The 20,095-nt window shown below is 72.4% G+C and carries 16 protein-coding genes and 2 rRNA genes; 14 read left to right on the plus strand and 4 right to left on the minus strand.

Going from position 1 to position 20,095, the window contains the following annotated elements:
• From ACIA8Q_RS04885 to ACIA8Q_RS04910, 6 genes are all read left to right on the plus strand, one after another.
• Positions 1-1,028 (plus strand): 23S ribosomal RNA (locus tag ACIA8Q_RS04885); the annotation flags it as partial.
• 71 nt (positions 1,029-1,099) lie between these two features.
• Positions 1,100-1,216 (plus strand): 5S ribosomal RNA (gene rrf / locus ACIA8Q_RS04890).
• Positions 1,217-1,457: 241 nt separating this feature from the next.
• Positions 1,458-4,046 (plus strand): sensor histidine kinase KdpD, encoded by a 2,589-nt coding sequence (locus ACIA8Q_RS04895; RefSeq protein ID WP_360211661.1) that lies wholly within the window; start codon positions 1,458-1,460, stop codon positions 4,044-4,046.
• A 115-nt stretch (positions 4,047-4,161) separates the two neighbouring features.
• Positions 4,162-4,842, plus strand: a complete 681-nt coding sequence (locus tag ACIA8Q_RS04900) for a response regulator (protein ID WP_350749961.1) — start codon at positions 4,162-4,164, stop codon at positions 4,840-4,842.
• Between the two features lie 65 nt (positions 4,843-4,907).
• Positions 4,908-5,315 (plus strand): OB-fold nucleic acid binding domain-containing protein, encoded by a 408-nt coding sequence (locus ACIA8Q_RS04905; protein WP_360211659.1) that lies wholly within the window; start codon positions 4,908-4,910, stop codon positions 5,313-5,315.
• Between the two features lie 2 nt (positions 5,316-5,317).
• On the plus strand, positions 5,318-6,115 hold the full coding sequence (locus tag ACIA8Q_RS04910) for a DUF3159 domain-containing protein (RefSeq protein WP_360211657.1): 798 nt from the start codon (positions 5,318-5,320) through the stop codon (positions 6,113-6,115).
• A gap of 73 nt (positions 6,116-6,188) precedes the next feature.
• Here the strand turns inward: ACIA8Q_RS04910 and ACIA8Q_RS04915 are convergent, their stop codons facing one another.
• Positions 6,189-6,860 (minus strand): TrkA family potassium uptake protein, encoded by a 672-nt coding sequence (locus tag ACIA8Q_RS04915; RefSeq protein WP_218206906.1) that lies wholly within the window; start codon positions 6,858-6,860, stop codon positions 6,189-6,191.
• On the minus strand, positions 6,860-7,528 hold the full coding sequence (locus tag ACIA8Q_RS04920) for a TrkA family potassium uptake protein (protein WP_360211655.1): 669 nt from the start codon (positions 7,526-7,528) through the stop codon (positions 6,860-6,862). Before ACIA8Q_RS04920 ends, ACIA8Q_RS04915 begins: the two co-directional genes overlap by 1 nt.
• Before the next feature lie 235 nt (positions 7,529-7,763).
• Here ACIA8Q_RS04920 and ACIA8Q_RS04925 point away from each other — a divergent pair, with 235 nt between their 5' ends.
• Together ACIA8Q_RS04925 and ACIA8Q_RS04930 are read left to right on the plus strand one after the other, a co-directional pair.
• Positions 7,764-9,839: an APC family permease gene (locus tag ACIA8Q_RS04925; protein ID WP_387897538.1), complete on the plus strand. Its 2,076-nt coding sequence runs from the start codon at positions 7,764-7,766 to the stop codon at positions 9,837-9,839.
• Positions 9,840-10,255: 416 nt separating this feature from the next.
• The gene (locus ACIA8Q_RS04930) at positions 10,256-11,602 is read left to right on the plus strand and encodes a class I SAM-dependent RNA methyltransferase (protein ID WP_396316842.1); all 1,347 of its coding nucleotides are present in this window, start codon (positions 10,256-10,258) and stop codon (positions 11,600-11,602) included.
• A gap of 96 nt (positions 11,603-11,698) precedes the next feature.
• On the opposite strand, the gene ACIA8Q_RS04935 is transcribed toward ACIA8Q_RS04930, so the two are convergent.
• The gene (locus ACIA8Q_RS04935; RefSeq protein WP_360211651.1) at positions 11,699-11,896 is read right to left on the minus strand and encodes a hypothetical protein; all 198 of its coding nucleotides are present in this window, start codon (positions 11,894-11,896) and stop codon (positions 11,699-11,701) included.
• A 437-nt stretch (positions 11,897-12,333) separates the two neighbouring features.
• Between ACIA8Q_RS04935 and ACIA8Q_RS04940 the strand changes: the two genes are divergently transcribed.
• The 4 genes from ACIA8Q_RS04940 (at position 12,334) to ACIA8Q_RS04955 (ending at position 17,062) form a co-directional block, all read left to right on the plus strand.
• The gene (locus tag ACIA8Q_RS04940; RefSeq protein ID WP_360211649.1) at positions 12,334-13,293 is read left to right on the plus strand and encodes a LysR family transcriptional regulator; all 960 of its coding nucleotides are present in this window, start codon (positions 12,334-12,336) and stop codon (positions 13,291-13,293) included.
• Between the two features lie 229 nt (positions 13,294-13,522).
• Positions 13,523-16,165 (plus strand): collagenase, encoded by a 2,643-nt coding sequence (locus tag ACIA8Q_RS04945; RefSeq protein WP_396316768.1) that lies wholly within the window; start codon positions 13,523-13,525, stop codon positions 16,163-16,165.
• Positions 16,166-16,406: 241 nt separating this feature from the next.
• On the plus strand, positions 16,407-16,643 hold the full coding sequence (locus ACIA8Q_RS04950) for a toxin-antitoxin system HicB family antitoxin (RefSeq protein ID WP_360211645.1): 237 nt from the start codon (positions 16,407-16,409) through the stop codon (positions 16,641-16,643).
• Complete coding sequence (locus tag ACIA8Q_RS04955; RefSeq protein ID WP_360211643.1) at positions 16,640-17,062, plus strand: fic family toxin-antitoxin system, toxin component; 423 nt, start codon at positions 16,640-16,642, stop codon at positions 17,060-17,062. The genes ACIA8Q_RS04950 and ACIA8Q_RS04955 overlap by 4 nt, the downstream gene beginning before the upstream one ends.
• A gap of 157 nt (positions 17,063-17,219) precedes the next feature.
• On the opposite strand, the gene ACIA8Q_RS04960 is transcribed toward ACIA8Q_RS04955, so the two are convergent.
• Positions 17,220-18,080 (minus strand): GNAT family N-acetyltransferase, encoded by an 861-nt coding sequence (locus ACIA8Q_RS04960; protein WP_396316769.1) that lies wholly within the window; start codon positions 18,078-18,080, stop codon positions 17,220-17,222.
• Positions 18,081-18,330: 250 nt separating this feature from the next.
• Here ACIA8Q_RS04960 and ACIA8Q_RS04965 point away from each other — a divergent pair, with 250 nt between their 5' ends.
• Complete coding sequence (locus ACIA8Q_RS04965; protein WP_396316770.1) at positions 18,331-19,305, plus strand: RimK family alpha-L-glutamate ligase; 975 nt, start codon at positions 18,331-18,333, stop codon at positions 19,303-19,305.
• Positions 19,302-20,090, plus strand: a complete 789-nt coding sequence (locus ACIA8Q_RS04970) for a RimK family alpha-L-glutamate ligase (RefSeq protein ID WP_396316771.1) — start codon at positions 19,302-19,304, stop codon at positions 20,088-20,090. The genes ACIA8Q_RS04965 and ACIA8Q_RS04970 overlap by 4 nt, the downstream gene beginning before the upstream one ends.
• Positions 20,091-20,095: the final 5 nt, after the last annotated feature.

The following is a 20,095-nucleotide window of genomic DNA, read 5'->3' on the forward strand; positions in this document are numbered from 1 at the left end:
GGCGAAGCTGAGAACTTAAGCGCCAGTAAACGGCGGTGGTAACTATAACCATCCTAAGGTAGCGAAATTCCTTGTCGGGTAAGTTCCGACCTGCACGAATGGCGTAACGACTTCTCGACTGTCTCAACCATAGGCCCGGTGAAATTGCATTACGAGTAAAGATGCTCGTTTCGCGCAGCAGGACGGAAAGACCCCGGGACCTTTACTATAGCTTGATATTGGTGTTCGGTTCGGCTTGTGTAGGATAGGTGGGAGACTTTGAAGCAGCAACGCCAGTTGTTGTGGAGTCGTCGTTGAAATACCACTCTGGTCGTGCTGGATGTCTAACCTGGGTCCGTGATCCGGATCAGGGACAGTGTCTGGTGGGTAGTTTAACTGGGGCGGTTGCCTCCTAAAGGGTAACGGAGGCGCCCAAAGGTTCCCTCAGCCTGGTTGGCAATCAGGTGTTGAGTGTAAGTGCACAAGGGAGCTTGACTGTGAGACTGACGGGTCGAGCAGGTACGAAAGTAGGGACTAGTGATCCGGCGGTGGCTTGTGGAAGCGCCGTCGCTCAACGGATAAAAGGTACCCCGGGGATAACAGGCTGATCTTCCCCAAGAGTCCATATCGACGGGATGGTTTGGCACCTCGATGTCGGCTCGTCGCATCCTGGGGCTGGAGTAGGTCCCAAGGGTTGGGCTGTTCGCCCATTAAAGCGGTACGCGAGCTGGGTTTAGAACGTCGTGAGACAGTTCGGTCCCTATCCGCTGTGCGCGTAGGAGTGTTGAGAAGGGCTGTCCCTAGTACGAGAGGACCGGGACGGACGAACCTCTGGTGTGCCAGTTGTCCTGCCAAGGGCATGGCTGGTTGGCTACGTTCGGGAGGGATAACCGCTGAAAGCATCTAAGCGGGAAGCCTGCTTCGAGATGAGCACTCCCACCTCCTTGAGAGGGTAAGGCTCCCAGTAGACGACTGGGTTGATAGGCCGGATATGGAAGCCCTGTGAGGGGTGGAGTTGACCGGTACTAATAGGCCGAGGGCTTGTCCTCAGTTGCTCGCGTCCACTGTGTTGTTCTGAAACAACGACTGCCTTGTCGGCGGGTCGACAGTTTCATAGTGTTTCGGTGGTCATAGCGTGAGGGAAACGCCCGGTTACATTCCGAACCCGGAAGCTAAGCCTCACAGCGCCGATGGTACTGCAGGGGGGACCCTGTGGGAGAGTAGGACGCCGCCGAACAATCATTCACGAAGAACCCCCGCCGGGATATCCGGCGGGGGTTCTTCGCGTTTCCCGGACGGTTTCCCGGGCACCTGCGCCCGCTCCCCGGCGAGGGGCCGGGCGCCGTCAATATGCCGCTAAAACCGCGTGATCAGTGCACGGATCAGCGGAAATCCGCCGCTCACGCCGTAGTCTCGCAGGGAGGGGAACAGGTGTCCGGGGGTGGCTGCCGGGCAGGTCCGGATCAAGAATGGTGCTCATGGGACGAGGCAGGCTGCGCATCTACCTCGGGGCTGCCCCCGGGGTCGGCAAGACGTACGCCATGCTCGCCGAGGCGCACCGGCGCCGGCAGCGTGGCACGGACGTCGTGGTCGCCTTCGTGGAGGACCACGGCAGGCTGCGGACCGCGGAGCTCGTGGACGGGCTGGAGGTCGTGCCGCGGCGGCAGGTGGCGCACCGCGGGGCCGTGTTCACGGAGATGGACGTGGACGCCGTGCTGGCCCGCCGTCCGCAGGTGGCGCTGGTGGACGAGCTGCCGCACACCAACGTCCCCGGCTGCCGCCACGCGAAGCGCTGGCAGGACGTGGAGGAGCTGCTGGCGGCCGGCATCGACGTGATCTCCACCGTCAACATCCAGCACCTGGAGTCGCTGGGCGACGCCGTCGAGGGCATCACCGGGGTGCGCCAGCGGGAGACCGTGCCGGACGAGGTGGTCCGCCGGGCCGACCAGATCGAGCTGGTCGACATGTCCCCGCAGGCGCTGCGGCGCAGGCTGGCGCACGGCAACGTGTACGCGCCGGAGAAGATCGACGCCGCCCTGGCGAACTACTTCCGCCCCGGGAACCTGACCGCGCTGCGCGAACTGGCGCTGCTGTGGACGGCCGACCGGGTGGACGAGTACCTGCAGAAGTACCGGGCCGAGCAGGGCATCGAGGGGACCTGGCAGGCGCGGGAGCGGATCGTGGTCGGCCTGACCGGCGGTCCGGAGGGTGCGACGCTGATCCGCCGCGCGGCCCGGATCGCGGCGAGGGTCTCCGGGGGCGAGCTGCTCGCGGTCCACATCTCACGTTCGGACGGGCTCTCCGGGTCCGGGTCTCCGCAGGCGCTGATCGAGCAGCGGGCGCTGGTGGAGAGCCTCGGCGGGACGTTCCACGCGGTGCTGGGCGACGATCCGGCCGGCGGGCTGCTGGACTTCGCCCGGGGGGTGAACGCGACCCAGATCGTGCTGGGCACCAGCCGCCGGCCGGCCTGGCAGTACCTCTACGGGCCGGGCGTGGGCACCACGGTGACCCGGGAGGCCGGCGACATCGACGTCCACATGGTCACCCACGAGCACGCCGGGCACGGGCGCGGCCGGGTGCCGGTGCGCCGGATCACCGACCTGGGGCGGTCCCGGACGATCGCAGGCTGGCTGATCGGGCTCGCCGGCCCGCCGGTGCTGGCCCTGGTGCTGAACGCCGTCGGCGGGCTGGGCCTCTCCACCGACATGCTGCTGTTCCTGGCCCTGACGGTGTGCGCGGCGCTGGTCGGCGGGCTGCTGCCGGCGATCGCCTCGGCACTGGTCGGCTCGTCGGTGCTGAACTACTACTTCACGCCGCCGCTGCACACCTTCACGATCAACGAGCCGCAGAACATCATGGCGGTGGCGATATTCACGGTGGTCGGCATCTCGGTCGCCTCGGTGGTGGACCTGGCGGCCCGGCGCACCCACCAGGCGGCCCGCAGCCAGACGGAGGCACAGACGCTCAGCGCCCTGGCCGGGACGGTGCTGCGCGGTGCGCCGAACGGGGACGGCGTGCTGACCGCCCTGATGGAGCAGGTGCGGGAGACCTTCGGGCAGGAGAGCGCGGCGCTGCTGGAGCGCCCGGAGCCGCTCGCCCCCTGGGCGACGGTGGCGGCCGCGGGCCCGCGGCCGCCGGAGCGGCCGGAGGAGGCCGACGTGGACGTCCCCGTCGGGGACAGCCTGGCACTGGTGCTGCGCGGCCGGGTGCTGCCGGGGGCGGACCGGCGCCTGCTGGGCGCCTTCGCGGCGCAGGCCGCCGTGGTGCTGGAGCGTCGCCGGCTGGCGAGGGAGGCCGTCGCCGCGCGCCGGGAGGCGGAGGGCAACCGGATCCGCACCGCCCTGCTGGCCGCCGTCTCGCACGATCTGCGCACCCCGCTGGCCGGCATCAAGGCCTCCGTCAGCTCGCTGCGTTCGGCCGACGTGGAGTGGGACCCGGAGGACGAGGCGGAGCTGTTGGCCGGCATCGAGGCCGGGGCCGACCGGCTCGACCACCTGATCAACAACCTGCTGGACATGAGCCGGCTGCAGACCGGTACCGTCACCCCGCTGATCCAGGAGACCGACCTGGACGAGGTGGTGCCGTTCGCGCTCGGCGGGGTGCCGCCGGAGGCCGTGCGCCTGGACGTGCCCGAGACGCTGCCGATGATCCGGGCCGACGGCGGCCTGCTGGAGCGCTCGCTGGCGAACCTGGTCGAGAACGCCGTCAAGTACAGCCCGGACGGTGTGAAGGTCCTGGTCAAGGCCGACGCCCTGCAGCAGCCGGGCGGGCCGGGCCGGGTCGAGCTGCGGATCGTCGACCGCGGCCCTGGCGTGCCCGAGGACGCCAAGGAGCGGATCTTCGCGCCGTTCCAGCGCTACGGGGACGCGCCGCGCGGCGCCGGGGTGGGCCTCGGGCTGGCGGTGGCGCGCGGCTTCGTCGAGGCGATGGACGGCACCGTCACCGCCGAGGACACCCCGGGCGGCGGCCTGACCATGGTCGTCAGCCTGCCCGCCGCCGAGCGCCCGCCGGATCCGGCGGAGGCGGTCGGCGACGGCCGGGATCCGCTCTCGCGGCTGATCACGTGACCGCCGGCGCCGCACCCCGCGGCCCCTGCGTTCCGGTGCCCCCCGGAACCTCCGCAGCGCAGTACCCCAGTACCCCAGTCCCAAGTCCGACAGCCCCGAAAGGCGGAGCCCGCACATGACCCGGGTCCTCGTCGTGGACGACGAACCGCAGATCGTCCGCGCGCTGGTGATCAACCTCAAGGCCCGCAAGTACGAGGTCGACGCGGCCCATGACGGCGCGAGCGCCCTGGAGCTGGCCGCGGCGCGCCATCCGGACGTCGTCGTGCTCGACCTCGGCCTGCCCGACATGGACGGCGTCGAGGTGATCCGCGGTCTGCGCGGCTGGACCAGGGTGCCGATCATCGTGCTGTCGGCCCGGCACGCCTCGGACGAGAAGGTCGAGGCCCTGGACGCCGGCGCCGACGACTACGTCACCAAGCCGTTCGGCATGGACGAGCTGCTGGCCCGGATGCGCGCCGCGGTGCGCCGGGCCGAGCCGGTCGCCGGCGAGGACGACTCCCTGGTGGTCACCGAGAGCTTCACCGTCGACCTCGCGGCGAAGAAGGTCAACCGGGACGGCACCGACGTCCGCCTCACTCCGACCGAGTGGCACCTGCTGGAGGTGCTGGTCCGCAACGCCGGCCGGCTGGTCAGCCAGACCCAGCTGCTGCAGGAGGTGTGGGGCCCGGCCTACCGCACGGAGACCAACTACCTGCGGGTCTACCTCGCGCAGCTGCGCCGGAAGCTGGAGCGCGACCCCTCCCACCCGCGCCACTTCATCACCGAACCGGGCATGGGGTACCGGTTCGAGGGCTGACCACGGGCTCCCCCGGCGGCCGCACGGCCTGCCGCCGGGGGCACGGAAACCGGTACCCTTCCGACATGAGTGGTGACAACAGCAGCGACCAGCCGCAGGGGCGTTTCCGCCGCATGCTCAGCCGGCTGACCTCCTCGGCCGAGGAGCTGCAGGCCGAGGAGCTGCGCCAGGAGAGCGCGGCGGAATCGGGCTGCACGCCGATCGCCGGGTGCTCGGACCGCGAGCTGGTCACCGTGGCGGGCACGCTGCGCACGGTGACCCTGCGCCCGCGGGCGGGGGTGCCGGCCCTGGAGGCCGAACTCTTCGACGGCACCGAGGCGCTGGACGTGGTCTGGCTCGGCCGCCGCTCGATCGCGGGCATAGAGCCGGGCCGCCGGCTGGTCGCCAGCGGCCGGATCAGTCACGCACGCGGGCGCCGCGTGCTGTTCAACCCCCGCTACGAGCTGCGTCCGGTCGGACACGGGAGCGAATGAGCGTGAGCAACCAGCCCGGCGGCGAGTCCGCCGCCCAGCTCGACCTGGCCGCCGCCCACCACGCGTCGACCGCGCCGCACGGCGTGGACGAGGCGGGTGCGGCCGTCCGCGAGGCCGTCGTGCTCAGCGAGGCCGAGGAGGCGGCCCGCAAGGCCGCCGCCTCCAAGGAGGCCGCCGACACCGTCCTGCAGGCCTTCGGCGGCGTGCGCGGCATGATCGACATGACGCTGCCCGGCCTGGTCTTCATCGTCACGTACAACATCACCCACCAGGTCAGCTCCGCCGCCTGGGCGGCGCTGGCCCTGTGCGCGGTGTTCGTGGTGACCAGGCTGGCCCGGCGGGAGACCGTCCAGCACGCCTTCAGCGGGGTGTTCGGCGTCGCCCTGGGCGCCTGGATCGCGATGAAGAGCGGCCGCGCCGAGGACTTCTACCTGCCCGGCCTGCTGTGGAACGTCGCCTACTGCATCGCCCTGGCGGTCTCCGCCTTGGTGCGCTGGCCGATGATCGGCGTGATGCTCGGCCCGGTCACCGGCGAGATGTTCACCTGGCGCAAGGAGAACCCGGGCCGCTTCGCCGCCTACACCAAGGCGACCTGGGCCTGGGTGGTGATCATGGGCCTCAAGCCGGTGGTCCTGTTCCCGCTGTACTTCACCCACAACGTCAACCTGCTCGGCTGGCTGAAGGTCGCCCTCGGCATCCCGCCGATGCTGCTGGCGATGTACGTCACCTGGCAGATCCTGCTGAAGGCGCCGCCGCCGATCAAGGCGCAGCTGGACGACGACGAGGAGCCGGCCGGCTAGCCGGCGACGGACGGACCGAGGGCGAGGGCCCGCACCCACCGGGGTGCGGGCCCTCGCCCTCGTCGTGGTGGCCCTACTGGGCGCCGGAGGTCGCCGAGAGCAGGTCCTCGAGCTCCTCCTCGCGCTCCTGCGCGGCCACGAAGAGCAGCTCGTCGCCGCCCTCCAGGGTGTCGTCCTTGCCCGGCACCAGCACCCGGCCCTCGCGGATGATCGTCACCAGGGCGGTGTCCTGCGGCCAGGCCACGTCGCCCACCCGGGTGCCGACCAGCTCGGTGTCGGCCGCCAGGGTCAGCTCGACCAGGTTGGCGTTGCCCTGGCTGAAGCGCATCAGGCGGACCAGGTCGCCGACGCTGACCGCCTCCTCGACCAGGGCGGACATCAGGCGCGGGGTGGACACGGCGACGTCCACGCCCCAGGACTCGTTGAAGAGCCACTCGTTCTTCGGGTTGTTCACCCGGGCGACGACCCGCGGCACCGCGTACTCGGTCTTGGCGAGCAGCGAGACGACCAGGTTCACCTTGTCGTCGCCGGTCGCGGCGATCACCACGTGGCAGCGCTGCAGGGCGGCCTCGTCCAGCGAGGTGATCTCGCAGGCGTCGGCCAGCAGCCACTCGGCCATCGGCACCCGCTCCACCGAGATGGAGTTGGGGTTCTTGTCTATCAGCAGGACCTCGTGGCCGTTCTCCAGCAGCTCGCCCGCGATCGAGCGGCCCACGGCACCGGCCCCGGCAATGGCGACCCGCATCAGTGACCCTCCTCCTTCGGCCCCTGCGCGAACGCGGCCTCGACCGCCGTCAGGTCGCCCCGGCGCAGCATCACGTGCACCAGGTCGCCTTCCTGCACCACCATCTGGGGCGTGGGCAGCACGCCCTCGCCGAGCCGGGTGACGAACGCCACCCGGGCGCCCGAGGCCTCCTCCATGAGGCCGATGCGCCGGCCCACCCAGGCCGGGTCGTAGGCGACCTCGGCCAGCTGGACGCCACCGCTCGGGTCCTGCCACAGCGGCTCGGAGCCGCTCGGCAGCAGCCGGCGCAGCATCTGGTCGGCGGTCCAGCGGACCGTCGCCACGGTCGGGATGCCCAGCCGCTGGTAGACCTCGGCACGGCGGGGGTCGTAGATCCGGGCCGCGACGTTCTCGACGCCGAAGTTCTCCCGGGCCACCCGGGCCGCGATGATGTTGGAGTTGTCGCCGCTGGAGACCGCGGCGAACGCGCCGGCCTCCTCGATGCCCGCCTCGCGCAGGGTGTCCTGGTCGAAGCCGACGCCGGTCACCCGGCGCCCGTTGAAGCCGGCGCCCAGCCGACGGAACGCGGTCGGGTCCTGGTCGACGACGGCCACCGAGTGGCCCTGTTTCTCCAGAGCTCTCGCGAGGGCCGAGCCCACGCGGCCGCAGCCCATGATGACGATGTGCACCGGCGCTACCTCACCCGTCCCGTAGGGTTCTTGACCTGCGCAAACACCGTTCATCTCCCTTTCCCGCCCGGCATCCCGGGACGAGCGTTCTCGTGGGGCGCCGACCCCGCAACGCATGTGTTGCCCGTCGGCTCGTATCCGACACGCTAGCCGGTCCGTAGTACGCAGTCGCGACGAAGGGGGGGACAAACGGCGGAGCATTGCTCGGGAGCCCCTACGATTCCTTAACGTGCCTATGCCGACTGACCTACCGAAACGCATCCTGATCGGGCGCGCCCTGCGCAGCGACAAGCTGGGCGAAACGCTTCTGCCCAAGCGGATCGCGCTGCCCGTCTTCGCCTCGGACGCGCTCTCCTCGGTCGCGTACGCCCCCGAGGAAATCCTGCTCACGCTGTCCGTGGCGGGCGCCTCGGCGATCCACTTCTCGTGGCAGATCGGCCTCGTCGTCGCCATCGTGATGCTCGCCGTGGTCGCCTCCTACCGGCAGAACGTCCACGCCTATCCGAGTGGCGGCGGCGACTACGAGGTCGCCACCGTGAACCACGGGCCCAACTCCGGCCTCGTCGTCGCGAGCGCCCTGATGGTCGACTACGTGCTCACCGTGGCCGTCTCCACCACCTCGGGCGTCGCCAACGTCGTCTCCGCCGTGCCCTCACTGCGCGGCCACGAGCTGACCCTGTCGGTCGTCGTGGTCGTGATCCTGATGGGCATGAACCTGCGCGGTGTGCGCGAGTCCGGCTCCGCCTTCGCCGTCCCGACCTACGCCTTCATGGTCGGCGTGATCGGCATGGTCGGCTACGGGGTCTTCCGGCACTTCGTGCTGGGCCAGGACATGCCCGCCGAGAGCTCCGGCTTCCACCTCGCCGCGACCCCGGGCAACGACTCGCTGGCCGGCTTCGCGATGGTGTTCCTGCTGCTCAAGTCGTTCTCCTCCGGCTGCGCCGCGCTCACCGGCGTGGAGGCGATCTCCAACGGCGTCCCGGCCTTCCGCAAGCCGAAGAGCAAGAACGCCGCCACCACGCTGCTGATGATGGCCAGCATCGCCGTCGTGATGTTCATGGGCATCATCTGGCTGGCCCGCCTCACCGGCGTCCAGATGGCCGAGAACCCGGCCGAGCAGCTCGTCGGCTCCTCGGCCGACTACCACCAGAAGACCGCGCTCGCCCAGATCAGCGAAGCCGTCTTCAACAACTTCACGCCCGGCTTCTACTTCGTCGCCGCCGTCACCGGCCTGATCCTGGTGCTCGCCGCCAACACGGCCTTCAACGGCTTCCCGGTGCTCGGCTCGATCCTCGCCCAGGACCGCTACCTGCCGCGCCAGCTGCACACCCGCGGTGACCGGCTGGCCTTCTCCAACGGCATCATCCTGCTGGCGATCGCCGCGATCCTGTTCGTCATCGCCTTCAACGCCGAACCGAACCGGCTGATCCAGCTGTACATCGTCGGCGTCTTCGTGTCCTTCAACATGAGCCAGTCCGGCATGATCCGGCACTGGACCAGGCTGCTGCGCACCGAGACCGACCCGGCCAAGCGCCGCCACATGCAGCGCAGCCGGGCGATCAACACCTTCGGCCTGGTGATGACCATGGCCGTGCTGATCGTCGTCCTGGTCACCAAGATCAGCCACGCCTGGATCGCGATCGCGGCGATGGTCGTCCTGTTCGTGATGATGAAGGGCATCCGCCGCCACTACGACCGGGTCTCCCACGAGCTCACCGCCGCGGAGGAGCCCGACGACGTGGTGCTGCCCACCCGGGTGCACGCCATCGTGCTGGTCTCCAAGCTGCACAAGCCGGCGCTGCGCGCCCTGGCCTACGCCCGGCTCGCCCGTGCGCACACCCTGGAGGCCGTCTCGGTCAACGTCGACCCGGAGGACACCGCGGCGCTGCGCCGGGAGTGGGACGAGCGCGGCATCGAGGTGCCGCTCAAGGTGCTGGACTCGCCGTTCCGAGAGATCACCGGTCCGGTCCTGGACTACGTCAAGAACCTGCGCCGCAGCAGCCCGCGCGACGTGGTGTCGGTCTACATCCCCGAGTACGTCGTCGGCCACTGGTACGAGCACCTGCTGCACAACCAGAGCGCGCTTCGGCTCAAGGGGCGCCTGCTGTTCAAGCCCGGCGTGATGGTCACCTCGGTGCCGTGGCAGCTGGAGTCCTCCGAGCGGCGCAAGCCGCAGAAGGCCTGGTCCGCGCCGGGTGCCGTCCGCCGTGGCGAGCCGCGGGCGCCGAAGGCCGTACAGTCGAAGGATTCCGTCGCCACCGGTCCGAGCACCGGGGCCCCCTCCGACCGCAGCAAGGACTCCTCCCAGTGACCCGCAACAATCCGCCCCGTTCCTCCGGCGGCTCCGGCAAGGGCGCCCGTCGGGGCGGCACCCAGCCCGGGCAGGCAGCCCGGCCGCGCTGGGGCAAGCCGTCCCGTCCGGAGGCCACCGACCGCGACGGGTACACCGCGCGCACCGCGCCGCTCGCCCCGGGCGAGCGGACGCAGGAGCCGTCGACGGGCCGTGGCGGCTCCGCTGCGGCCCCGGCCGCGGCGGGCAAGGGCTCCCCGGCGGCCGGCAAGGGCGCCTCGCCGCAGGGCGGGGGCCGGACGGCTGCGGGCAGGGACGCTGCAGGTAAGGCCTCCGCAGGTAAGGCCTCCGCGGGCAAGGACGCGGCGGGCCGGTCGGCCGGCAAGGGCGGGTCGGGCAAGGCTCCGCGCAAGCAGGCCGTGCGGCCGCCGAAGGCGCTGCGCACCACCGCCCGGGCGGCCCGGCCCGAGACGCCGTCCGGTGACCCGCTCGTCGGGCAGCGCTACGAGGTCGAGGTCGGCCCGGTCGCGCACGGCGGCGGTCACTGCGTGGCCCGGCACGAGGGCCGGGTGCTGTTCGTCCGGCACGCGCTGCCGGGCGAGAAGGTGGTCGCGCTGGTCACCGAGGGCACCACGACGTCCCGGTTCCTGCGCGCCGACGCCGTCGAGGTCCTGGAGCCCGCCAAGGAGCGGATCGCTCCGCCGTGCCCGTTCTCCGGGCCCGGCAAGTGCGGCGGCTGCGACTGGCAGCACGTCACCCCCGGGGGGCAGCGCAAGCTCAAGGGCCAGGTGCTCACCGAGCAGCTGGCCAAGCTGGCCGGGCTCACCCCGGCCGAGGCGGGCTGGGACGGCAGCGTCGAGCCGGTCGGCGGCAAGCTCCCGGCCGGGCAGGTGCCGGCCTGGCGCACCCGGGTGCAGTACGCGGTGGACGCGGAGACCGGCAAGGTCGGCCTGCGCAAGCACCGCTCGCACGAGGTGCAGCCGGTGGACCGCTGCCTGATCGCCGCCGAGGGCGTGACCGAGCTGGGCGTCGAGGGCCGCGACTGGCCGGGCGTCGCCTCGGTCGAGGTGTTCGCCGCGACCGGCTCCTCGGACCGCCAGGTCGTGCTGACCCCGCGCCCCGGCGCCCAGCTGCCGCTGGTCGAGCTGGACAAGCCGGTCTCGATCGCCCGGGTGGACGAGCAGGGCGACGTGCACCGCGTGCACGGGCGCTCCTTCGTCCGCGAGCGGGCGGCCGGGCGGACCTGGCGGGTCAGCAACGGCGGCTTCTGGCAGATCCACCCCGAGGCGCCGGACACCCTGGTCGACGCCGTCCTGGACGGCCTGGACCCGCAGTGGGGCGAGAACGCGCTCGACCTGTACTGCGGTGTGGGCCTGTTCGCGGGCGCGCTGGCCGACCGGGTCGGCGAGGAGGGCGCGGTGCTCGGCATCGAGTCCTCCAAGCAGGCCGTGGTCGACGCCCGGCACAACCTGGCCGCGCTGGACAACGTCCAGATCGAGTGCGACCGGGTGGAGACGCTGCTGCCGCGCACCGGCATCACCGCCACCGACCTGATCGTCCTGGACCCGCCGCGCTCCGGCGCCGGGCGGGAGACCGTCGCGCACCTGGTCGGCCTGGAGGCGCGCCGCATCGCGTACGTCGCCTGCGACCCGGCGGCGCTCGCCCGGGACCTGGCGTTCTTCCGCGAGGGCGGCTACCGGCCGGTGTCCCTGCGGGCCTTCGACCTGTTCCCGATGACGCACCACTTCGAGTGCGTCGCGATCCTGGAGCCGGCCGGGCAGTGACCCGCGGTCGGCGCGGTCCGACATGACGACGAGGCGGTGCCCGGGGTCCTCCGGGTGCCGCCTCCGTCCTTGTCGGGTGCCCTGCGCGGGATGCCGTCAGGGTTCGTTGCGTTCCTCCTCGTCGGCGCTGTGCGGGAGGTCGATCCCGTGCTGGGCGGCGAGCCGGAGCAGTCCGGCGATCCGGCCCTCGTAAGCGTCGACGCCGTCGGCGTCCTCTTCGGCCCGGGCCGCCGCGAGGTCCCGGCGGGCCTGGGCGAGCTGCTCGCGCAGCTCCTGGTCGAACATCGCTGTCATTGCCGGCCTCCACACCGGTCGGTGCCGCTCCGCGGAAAGCTCAGGAGAGTTCAGAGTCCCGGAAGATGAAGGACTCTTCAAGTCTCACTCGTCCTGGTGGGGGGCGTCGGGCGGTGCGGTGCGGTGCGGGGGCCGGGGCCGGGGCCGGGGCCGGGAGTCGGGGCGGGGGTCCGTGACGGCGCGCCGTCGGCGGGGTGCCGGGGGACGTGACCGGGCGGGCGCCGGCCGGCGGCGGGCCGGAGGCCGACCGGGGCCGGTCAGAGGCCGGTCAGGGGCCGGTCAGGGGGACGCAATGCGCGGGTAAAGGCGGCTGCCGGTGCGGCCGTCCGGGCCACGGCAGGGGCTTGACGTGGCGATTCGCGCGGGGCGAAGGTGAGCGGCCGACATGTCATGTGTGCTGTTGCACTGCCGTCCGCCGGGGCGCGAGGGGGAGGGTCATGGAGCTGGAACTGCGGCACCTGCGCGTGCTGTGCGCCATCGCCGACACCGGGAGCGTCGGCCGGGCCGCCGTCCTGCTCGGTGCCTCGCAGCCGGCCACCAGCACGCAGCTGCGCCGGATCGAGCGCCACCTGGGCGCCCCGCTGTTCGAGCGCACGGCCGCCGGCGTGGCACCGACCTGCTTCGGCGTCGAGGTGGTCGCCGCCGCGCGCGACCTGCTCACCCGCGCCGACTGCCTGGGCCGCCGCCCGACGGCCCCCGACGGGCCGGTCCGCCAGGAGCTGCGGCTGGCCGCGACGATCTCGCCGATCCTGCCCGGGCTGGTCACCCGGGCCCGGCACCAGCGGCCCGAGCAGCGCTTCACGCTGAGCTCCGTCTACCGCTCCTCCGACATCGTCGAGCTGCTGGAGCAGGGCGACGCCGAGGCCGCCGTCGCCGTCGACTACCCCGGCCGGGAGCTGCGGCACTCGCCGGCCGTCGCGCACCGCGGCATCGTCACCGAGCCGGCCTTCGTGGTGCTCCCGGCCGGCCACCGGCTGCGGCACCGCACCGAGATCGCGCTGGTGGACCTGGCCGAGGAGGACTGGTTCCTCACCCCCGACGACGGGGCCGGCTGGCACGCCGTCTTCTACGGCGCCTGCGCCGCGGCGGGCTTCACCCCGGTGACCGTGCACGAGTTCCTCGGCGGTCGGCTGGAGCTGCAGGAGATGATCGCCGCCGGGCTCGGCATCTCCGTCGTCCAGGCGACCACCCGCCCGCTGGCGGAGGTGCTGGTGAAGCCGCTCGCGGGGACCCCGATCTGGGTCCGCCACCTGCTGGCCTGGCGGGCCGCGGGGGTGAGCGGGGAGGTGGTGGAGACGCTGTTCGGTGCGGCGGCAGCGGCCTACCGGGACCTGATCTCCGGTTCGCCGACCTTCCAGGCCTGGGCGGCGCGGACGTACCGGCCGGTCCGGCCGTAGGCCGTCGCGGGCCGGGCGGGCGGGGCGGTTCCGCGGGCGGTCCGGGCGGCGGGTCCTCGTTCCGGCGTTCCCCCGAACGCCCCTGGTGGGGCGGTGTTATGCCGGACGCGCCTCATGTCATATGACCTGTGACATTGTTCTGACGCGGCGCCCGATGGCAGGATCACGTCGACTTCCCCCATGCCTCGGCAGTAGTCCAGTCACCGCCCCCACGGAGAAGGACCCCAGAGTGCGCCTTCGCATACCCCTGCCCACGTTCATGGCCGGCGTCGTCGCCGGCTGTGCCACCGCCGCGACCCTGCTGCCGGTCCCCGCGCTCGCCGCGCCCGGGCCCTCGGCCCGGCCGTCCACCGCCGCACCGGCGGCGGGCACCGGCACCGGCGCCGCCACCGCCGTTCCCCAACCGCTGGGCGCCTTCCTCACGGCCGACCCCGCCGAGTCCGTGGCGCCCGCCGTGGCGCCCGCCGCCGCACCGCTGCCGCCCGCGCTGCTCGGCCAGGCCGTGCTGGGCCAGCCGGCCGGCACCACCGTGCAGACCGCGCCCGCCCCGGGCCGCCCGCAGGCACCCGCGGCCGCCGCCCGCCACGCGAGCGGGGAGGCCGGCGCGTTGAAGGCGGCCGCCGCCGGCGCGGGAACGGCCGCTGCCGCGCAGACCTGCACCCCGGCCGACTTCGGCAGCCGCAGCGGCTCCGACCTGGTCTCCTTCCTCGAGAGCTCGACCACGGACTGCGTCAACACGCTGTTCAACGTCACCGGCGCCGACGCGGGCCGGATCTTCAAGGAACCGCAGATGCTCACCGTGGCCAAGGCCTACCAGGGCCTGGCGGCGACCTACGCCGGGAACAACTCCGCCGGCATCCTCCAGCTCGTGCTCTTCCTGCGGGCCGGCTACTACGTGCAGTCCAACAACGCGGGCGCGGTCGGGCCCTACGACGCCGCGCTCACCGCCGCCAGCAAGGCCGGACTCGACGCCTTCTTCGCGGGGCGGCACTGGACGGACGTCACCGACGACAACGGCGCGGTGCTCGCCGAGGTGCTGGTCCTCACCGACAGCGCCAACCTGCAGGGCTCCTACCTGGGCGTCTACAAGCAGGTGCTGAACGGCTACGACGCCTCGTACAACGCCTTCCCGAAGATGCTCAAGGCCGTCAACTCCGTGCTGTCCGCGCCACTGTGGCGGGGCAACTGGAACACCGACTTCGTCCGGGCCGTCAGCGCCGACCCGAGCATCGGCACCGCCCTGGGCTCCTTCGCGATCAACCACAAGGACCTGCTGGGCACCGCCAACGCCTACCTCGACGTCAACGCCGGCAACGACCTCGGCCGGATGGCCGGCGACGGCCCCGCCGTCGAGGCCGCCGTCAAGGGCCAGGTCAAGGCGGTGCTCGACGCCTCCCGGATCACCGGCCCCACCGGCCCGCTGTACGTCCACACCGCCTACCAGGCCAACGCCTTCGACCCCGGCCAGTGCTCCTACTACGGCACCTGCGACCTGCCGGCGAAGCTCACCGCGGCCGTGCTGCCCGCCCAACTGGTCTGCGACAACCGCACCATCCAGACCGAGGCGCTGTCGCCCGCCGACCTGGCCGCCGTCTGCGCCAGCCTGCGCGGTGAGGACACCTTCTTCCACAACCTGGTGAAGGACGGCGGGCCGGTCAACCCGTACGGCAAGGACCTCACCCTCGCGGTCTTCGCCAACCAGGCCGACTACCTGACCTACTCCTGGGCGATCTTCGGCAACTCCACCAACAACGGCGGCCAGACCGTCATGGACCCGACCGACCCGAACAACCGGGCCGTGTGCGTGATGTACCAGAAGTCGTGGAACGACGGCTTCACCGCCAACGTGTGGAACCTCAACCACGAGTACACGCACTACCTCGACGGCATCTACGACATGAAGGGCAACTTCTCCACGGAGATCTCCGTGCCCGACATCTGGTGGATCGAGGGCGTCGCCGAGTACGAGTCCTACGCCTACCGCGGCACCACCGACACCCAGGCGATGGCGGAGGCCGCCAAGCACACCTACAAGCTCAGCACCGTCTTCCAGAACACCTACGACAACTCGGACACGGTGCGCACCTACCCGTGGGGCTACCTCGCCGTCCGCTACATGGTGGAGAAGCACCCGGCGGACGTCCAGGCCATGCTCGGCCGCTTCCGCACCGGCGACTACCCCGGCGGCTACGCCGTCTACAACGGGATCGGCACCGGCTACGACGCCGACTTCGACGCCTGGCTCAACGCCTGCGCCGGCGGCGCCTGCTACGCGGCCGGCCCGACCGCGCTCTTCGACCAGAGCGTCAGCGGACCCACCGTCACGCTGACCGACCGGTCCGTGCAGACCGGCCCCGGCCGGATCACCGGCTGGCACTGGACCTTCGGCGACGGCACCTCGTCCGACCAGCGGAACCCGTCGCACGGCTACGCCGCCGCGGGCACCTACACCGTCGCGCTGACCGTCACCGACGACACCGGCCGGACCGCCAGCACCCCGGCCTCCGTCACCGTCACCACCGGGACCGGCACCACCACCCCGCCGGCCTGCACCGACCAGCGCACCGACGCGCTCGGCCAGAACTGCTCGCGCGCCGGCCGCACCGCCACCGCCGGCAACCTCGACTACCTGTACGTCTACCTGCCGGCCGGCACCAGCACGCTGAAGGTCACCACCTCCGGCGGCACCGGCACCGCGTACCTGTACTACAACGCGGACACCTGGGCCTCGCCGAACGCCTTCACCGCCTCCTCGACCAACCCGGGCACCGCGCAGAGCATCACGGTGACCAACCCGACCGCGGGGTACCGCTACGTGAGCCTGTACGCCGCCACCGACTTCAGCGGGGTGACGGTCAGCACCCAGTTCTGATCCGGGCCCGGTTCTGATCCGGTTCCGGTTCCGGCTCCGGGTTCGACTCCGGTTCCGACTCCGGGCGGCCACGGCCGCGGCTCCTCGCCGCGGGCGTGGCCGTCGCGCGTTCAGGGGGTGCTCGGGCGGCCGGGGTCTCGGGGCCTACGGGGGTGCGGGGGTGCGGGGGGCTCGTTCGGGGCGTGCGGCGTCGGTGCGCGCGCCCTTGTTGTGCTAGCACTTCAGCGCTAGCTTGGGATTCATGGGTAAGAAGCAGCTGAACGTCCGGGTGGACGCCACGACCGCCGAGATGGCCCGGGAACGGGCGGAGCAGCAGGGGATCAGCATGAACCAGTACATCGAGCGCCTGGTCCAGCAGGACATGGGCGAGGCGGGGCGGGCCTTCGTCGACGCGGCGGCCCAGTTCATGAAGGAGTACGAGACGGCCTTCCTCGCCGAGTTCGGGGAGCCGGGCGACCTGCAGGACGTGCGCCGTTGAAACTGGAGGTCGACCTCTCGTGGCTGCTCATGACCGCCGAGCAGTACACCCCCGGTGACCCGCAGGTCACCGACTACGGATCACTGCTCGCGGCCGTCACCCGGCACCAGGCGGAGATCTTCGACATCGACGTCTACCCCGAACCGCAGGACCGCGCCGCCGCCCTGATGCACCAGCTGATCCGGGTGCCGGCCCTGGAGAAGACCAACGAACTCTTCGCGACGGCCGTCGCCTACGCCTACCTGGTCGCCAGCGGCTGCACCGTCGCCACCACCGCGCGCGAGGTGCGCAGCCTCGCCCGGGCCATCCGGGAGGGCCGGCTCGGGGTGTCGGGCGTCGCCGAGCGGCTGTCGGCGTGGGTGGTGGACGAGGCCGAGGGGGAGGGTGTCAGCGGGGCGGAGGACGAGGACGACGACTGACGGCCGTCCCCGTCGCCGTCCCCGCCCCGCCCCGTCCTTCCGCCGCCGCTTCGGTCCCCGTCCCGGTCGCCCCGCGCCCGGGGCGGTACCGCCCCGCCGGCCGTCCGACCGGCCCGTGCGGCCCGATCGACCTCTGCGGCCGCCGGGGCCGGGGAGGTCAGGATCCGGACCGCTCCGGGGCCGGTTCGGCGATCAGGGCCGTCGCGAACGGGCGGAACCCCGCCCGGCGGTAGATCCGGGCGACGTCCTCGTCGGCCGCGGACAGGAACACCGTCCGCACGCCGTTCGCCCGCGCGTGCGCGACCAGGGCGGCCGTCACCGCCAGGCCCAGCCCGCGCCGCCGCGCCGACGGCAGCGTTCCCACCCCGGCCACCTCCGTGACCGCGCCGACCGGATTGTGCTGGCCCGCGCAGAGCGCCGCACCGTCCGCCAGCGCGGCGGCCAGCACGGTGGTGCCGTCGGTGATCCGACCCGCGATCCGCTCCACCGCGCCCTCCGCGACCATCCGCCCGACGGCCTCCGCCAGCTCGGCCGCACCGGCAGTGCCCACCCCGGTGCCCGGGTCGCCGAACGCCAGGTGCGGGACGGTGACGGCGGACGCCAGCTCCGGCGCGTCCGCGGCCAGGACCCGCACCCGCGTCCCCTCCGGCAGCCCGGGCAGCGGGGCCGGCTCGTCCCCGGGGCCCAGCACCAGCAGCGGGTGCTCGTGCACCACCAGCCCGGCGGCCTCCACCGCGGCGCGCAGCGCGGGGTCGTGCTCGGCCACCCACTCGAACGCCTCCGGCAGCCCCAGCTCGCGCTGACGCCCCAGTACCCGCCGGACGTCCGCGGCGGTGGCGGCCGGGCCCCGGTGGCAGAGCGTGGGGCGGGCGTAGTAAGGCCAGCCCGCGCCCTCGCGGACGAACAGGGTCAGCGGGCCGAAGTCCTCGGCCCGTGCGGCGCTGCGCGGCACGGCGTCGTAGTAGCGCTCGATCGCGTCGAGCAGGGAACGGTCGGGATCATGATCGGCAGAAGTCACGGCGTGCATCCAAGCAGGGGGCCCGCCGGGGCCGCCACCGCTTTGTCCCCGGAGCCCGCCGCCGTCCGCGCGCGTCTCCCGGACCGGCACCCGCCGCCCGGCACCGGGCCGGGAGCCCGATTGTTGCCGAACGCTTACCGGCTCGCAGCGATCTTGTGTGTACACCGCGTGGCATGCTGATGCCTTCACAACTGCCGGAGGGGGACGGCGGACGTCCGCACTCGGCAAGGCAAGGGGGGAAGACAGGCCCATGAGGCTCTGCTTTCTGGTGGAGGAGCACTACCGGCAGGACGGCATGCCGCTCGACGTGGTGCGCCGGCTCACCGAGTGGGGACACCACGTGGACGTGCTGCGCCCCGGTGACTCGCTGATGGCGATCTCCGAGGCGGTCCGGGCCGGCAGCCACGACGCCTGGGTGCTCAAGACGGTGTCCGGCGGTCCCGGGCTCACCCTGCTGGAGGCGGCGGCCGCCGTCGGCCTCACCACCGTCAACGACGTCCGCTCCATCCGGAGCGTCCGTGACAAGGCGCTCGCCTCCGTGATCGCCCGCACCCGCGGCCTGCCCGTCCCCGTGACCTACGCCGCCGCCCGCTGGGAGCGGCTCGCCGAGATCCCCGCCGCCGAGTACCCGCTCGTGGTGAAGCCCGCCGACGGCAGCTCCGGGCGCGCCGTGCGGCTCGTGACCAGCCCCGACCACCTGTTCGACCTCGGCCCCGAGCTCGCCGGCGAGGGGCTGCTGATCGCCCAGCCGTACGTGCCCAACTCCGGTACCGACCTCAAGGTGTACTGCGTCGACGGGGAGCTCTTCGCGACGGAACGTTCCTCCCCGATCCACCCCGGGCAGGGCGTCCGCGAACGACAGGTGCCGCTGCCCGCCGAGGTCGCCCGGATCGCGGCGCAGGTCGGCGAGGTGTTCGGACTCGACCTGTACGGCGTCGACGTACTGCTCGGACCGGACGGGCCGGTGGTCGTGGACATCAACGACTTCCCGAGCTTCCGCAAGGTGCCGGACGCGGTGTCCAGGGTCGCCCGGGCGGTGCTGCGGCTCGCGCGCAGCGGGACGGCCGTCTCGGCGCCCGCCCCGGCGCTGGTACCGGCCGGCGGCGGGTTCGGCGGGGTGGACCTCGGCGGTGGTGAGTTCGCGGGCCGGGACTTCGGTGGCGAGTTCGGTGGTGACTTCGGCGGCCGGGACTTCGGCGGTCGGGACTTCGGCGGGGCGATATGAGGATCGGGCTGATCACCGGCGACCCCGGGCACCCGGTGCTCGCGGCGACCGCCGCACTGCTGGGGCGCCGGCACGAGGTGCTGGCCGTCGACCCCGCCGGACCGGCGGACGCGTCGGCGGACGTCTACCTGCTCAAGGCCCGCACGCCGCAGGCACTCGCGCTCGCCCGGGAGCTGGAGCGCGGTGGTGCGCCCGTCGTCAACTCGGCCGCGGCGACCGAACTCTGCCAGGACCGGGTGCGGATGGCCGAGCTCGCGCGCGGCGCCGGGCTCCCCTTCGCGGCCACCGGTGACGCCGGCCGACTGGCCGAACTCGTCGCCCCCGCCCACCCGTTCGTGGTCAAGAGCCGGCACAGCAGGCGGCACGACCTGGTCGCCCGGGTCGACGACCCCGACCGGCTGCGCGAACTCGCCGCCCGCTGGCCCGACGAGCCCGTCGTCACCCAGCCCTTCGTCCCGGGGACCGGCTGGGACCAGAAGCTGTGGGTGGTCGACCGGCAGGTCTTCGCGGCCCGCCGGCAGTCCGAACTCGCCTCCGGCTCGGGGAAGTCGGGGCCGGCCGAGGACTGGGAGCCGCCCGCCGACCGGGCCGCGCTCGCCCTGCGCGTCGGGGAGGTGTTCGGGCTCGACGTCTACGGCGTCGACCTGCTCGACGGCCCGGCGGAGCCCGTCATCGTCGACGTCAACGCCTTCCCCGGCATCCGCGGCCGGGCCGGTGCGCCCGAGGCGCTCGCCGCGCTCGCGCTGCGCGTCGCGGCGGAGCGGGGGCGGATCCCGGTCGGGTAGCCAGT

It is taken from the genome of Kitasatospora sp. NPDC051705, from assembly GCF_044453265.1.
Lineage (GTDB): Bacteria > Actinomycetota > Actinomycetes > Streptomycetales > Streptomycetaceae > Kitasatospora.

Bases quoted from the DNA above. Each gene is read 5' to 3' on its own strand.
- ACIA8Q_RS04895 (WP_360211661.1), top strand. From the start codon at position 1,458: ATGGGACGAGGCAGGCTGCGCATCTACCTCGGGGCTGCCCCCGGGGTC.
- ACIA8Q_RS04900 (WP_350749961.1), top strand. From the start codon at position 4,162: ATGACCCGGGTCCTCGTCGTGGACGACGAACCGCAGATCGTCCGCGCG.
- ACIA8Q_RS04905 (WP_360211659.1), top strand. From the start codon at position 4,908: ATGAGTGGTGACAACAGCAGCGACCAGCCGCAGGGGCGTTTCCGCCGC.
- ACIA8Q_RS04915 (WP_218206906.1), bottom strand. From the start codon at position 6,860: ATGCGGGTCGCCATTGCCGGGGCCGGTGCCGTGGGCCGCTCGATCGCG.
- ACIA8Q_RS04925 (WP_387897538.1), top strand. From the start codon at position 7,764: ATGCCGACTGACCTACCGAAACGCATCCTGATCGGGCGCGCCCTGCGC.
- ACIA8Q_RS04935 (WP_360211651.1), bottom strand. From the start codon at position 11,896: ATGACAGCGATGTTCGACCAGGAGCTGCGCGAGCAGCTCGCCCAGGCC.
- ACIA8Q_RS04940 (WP_360211649.1), top strand. From the start codon at position 12,334: ATGGAGCTGGAACTGCGGCACCTGCGCGTGCTGTGCGCCATCGCCGAC.
- ACIA8Q_RS04950 (WP_360211645.1), top strand. From the start codon at position 16,407: ATGGGTAAGAAGCAGCTGAACGTCCGGGTGGACGCCACGACCGCCGAG.
- ACIA8Q_RS04965 (WP_396316770.1), top strand. From the start codon at position 18,331: ATGAGGCTCTGCTTTCTGGTGGAGGAGCACTACCGGCAGGACGGCATG.
- ACIA8Q_RS04970 (WP_396316771.1), top strand. From the start codon at position 19,302: ATGAGGATCGGGCTGATCACCGGCGACCCCGGGCACCCGGTGCTCGCG.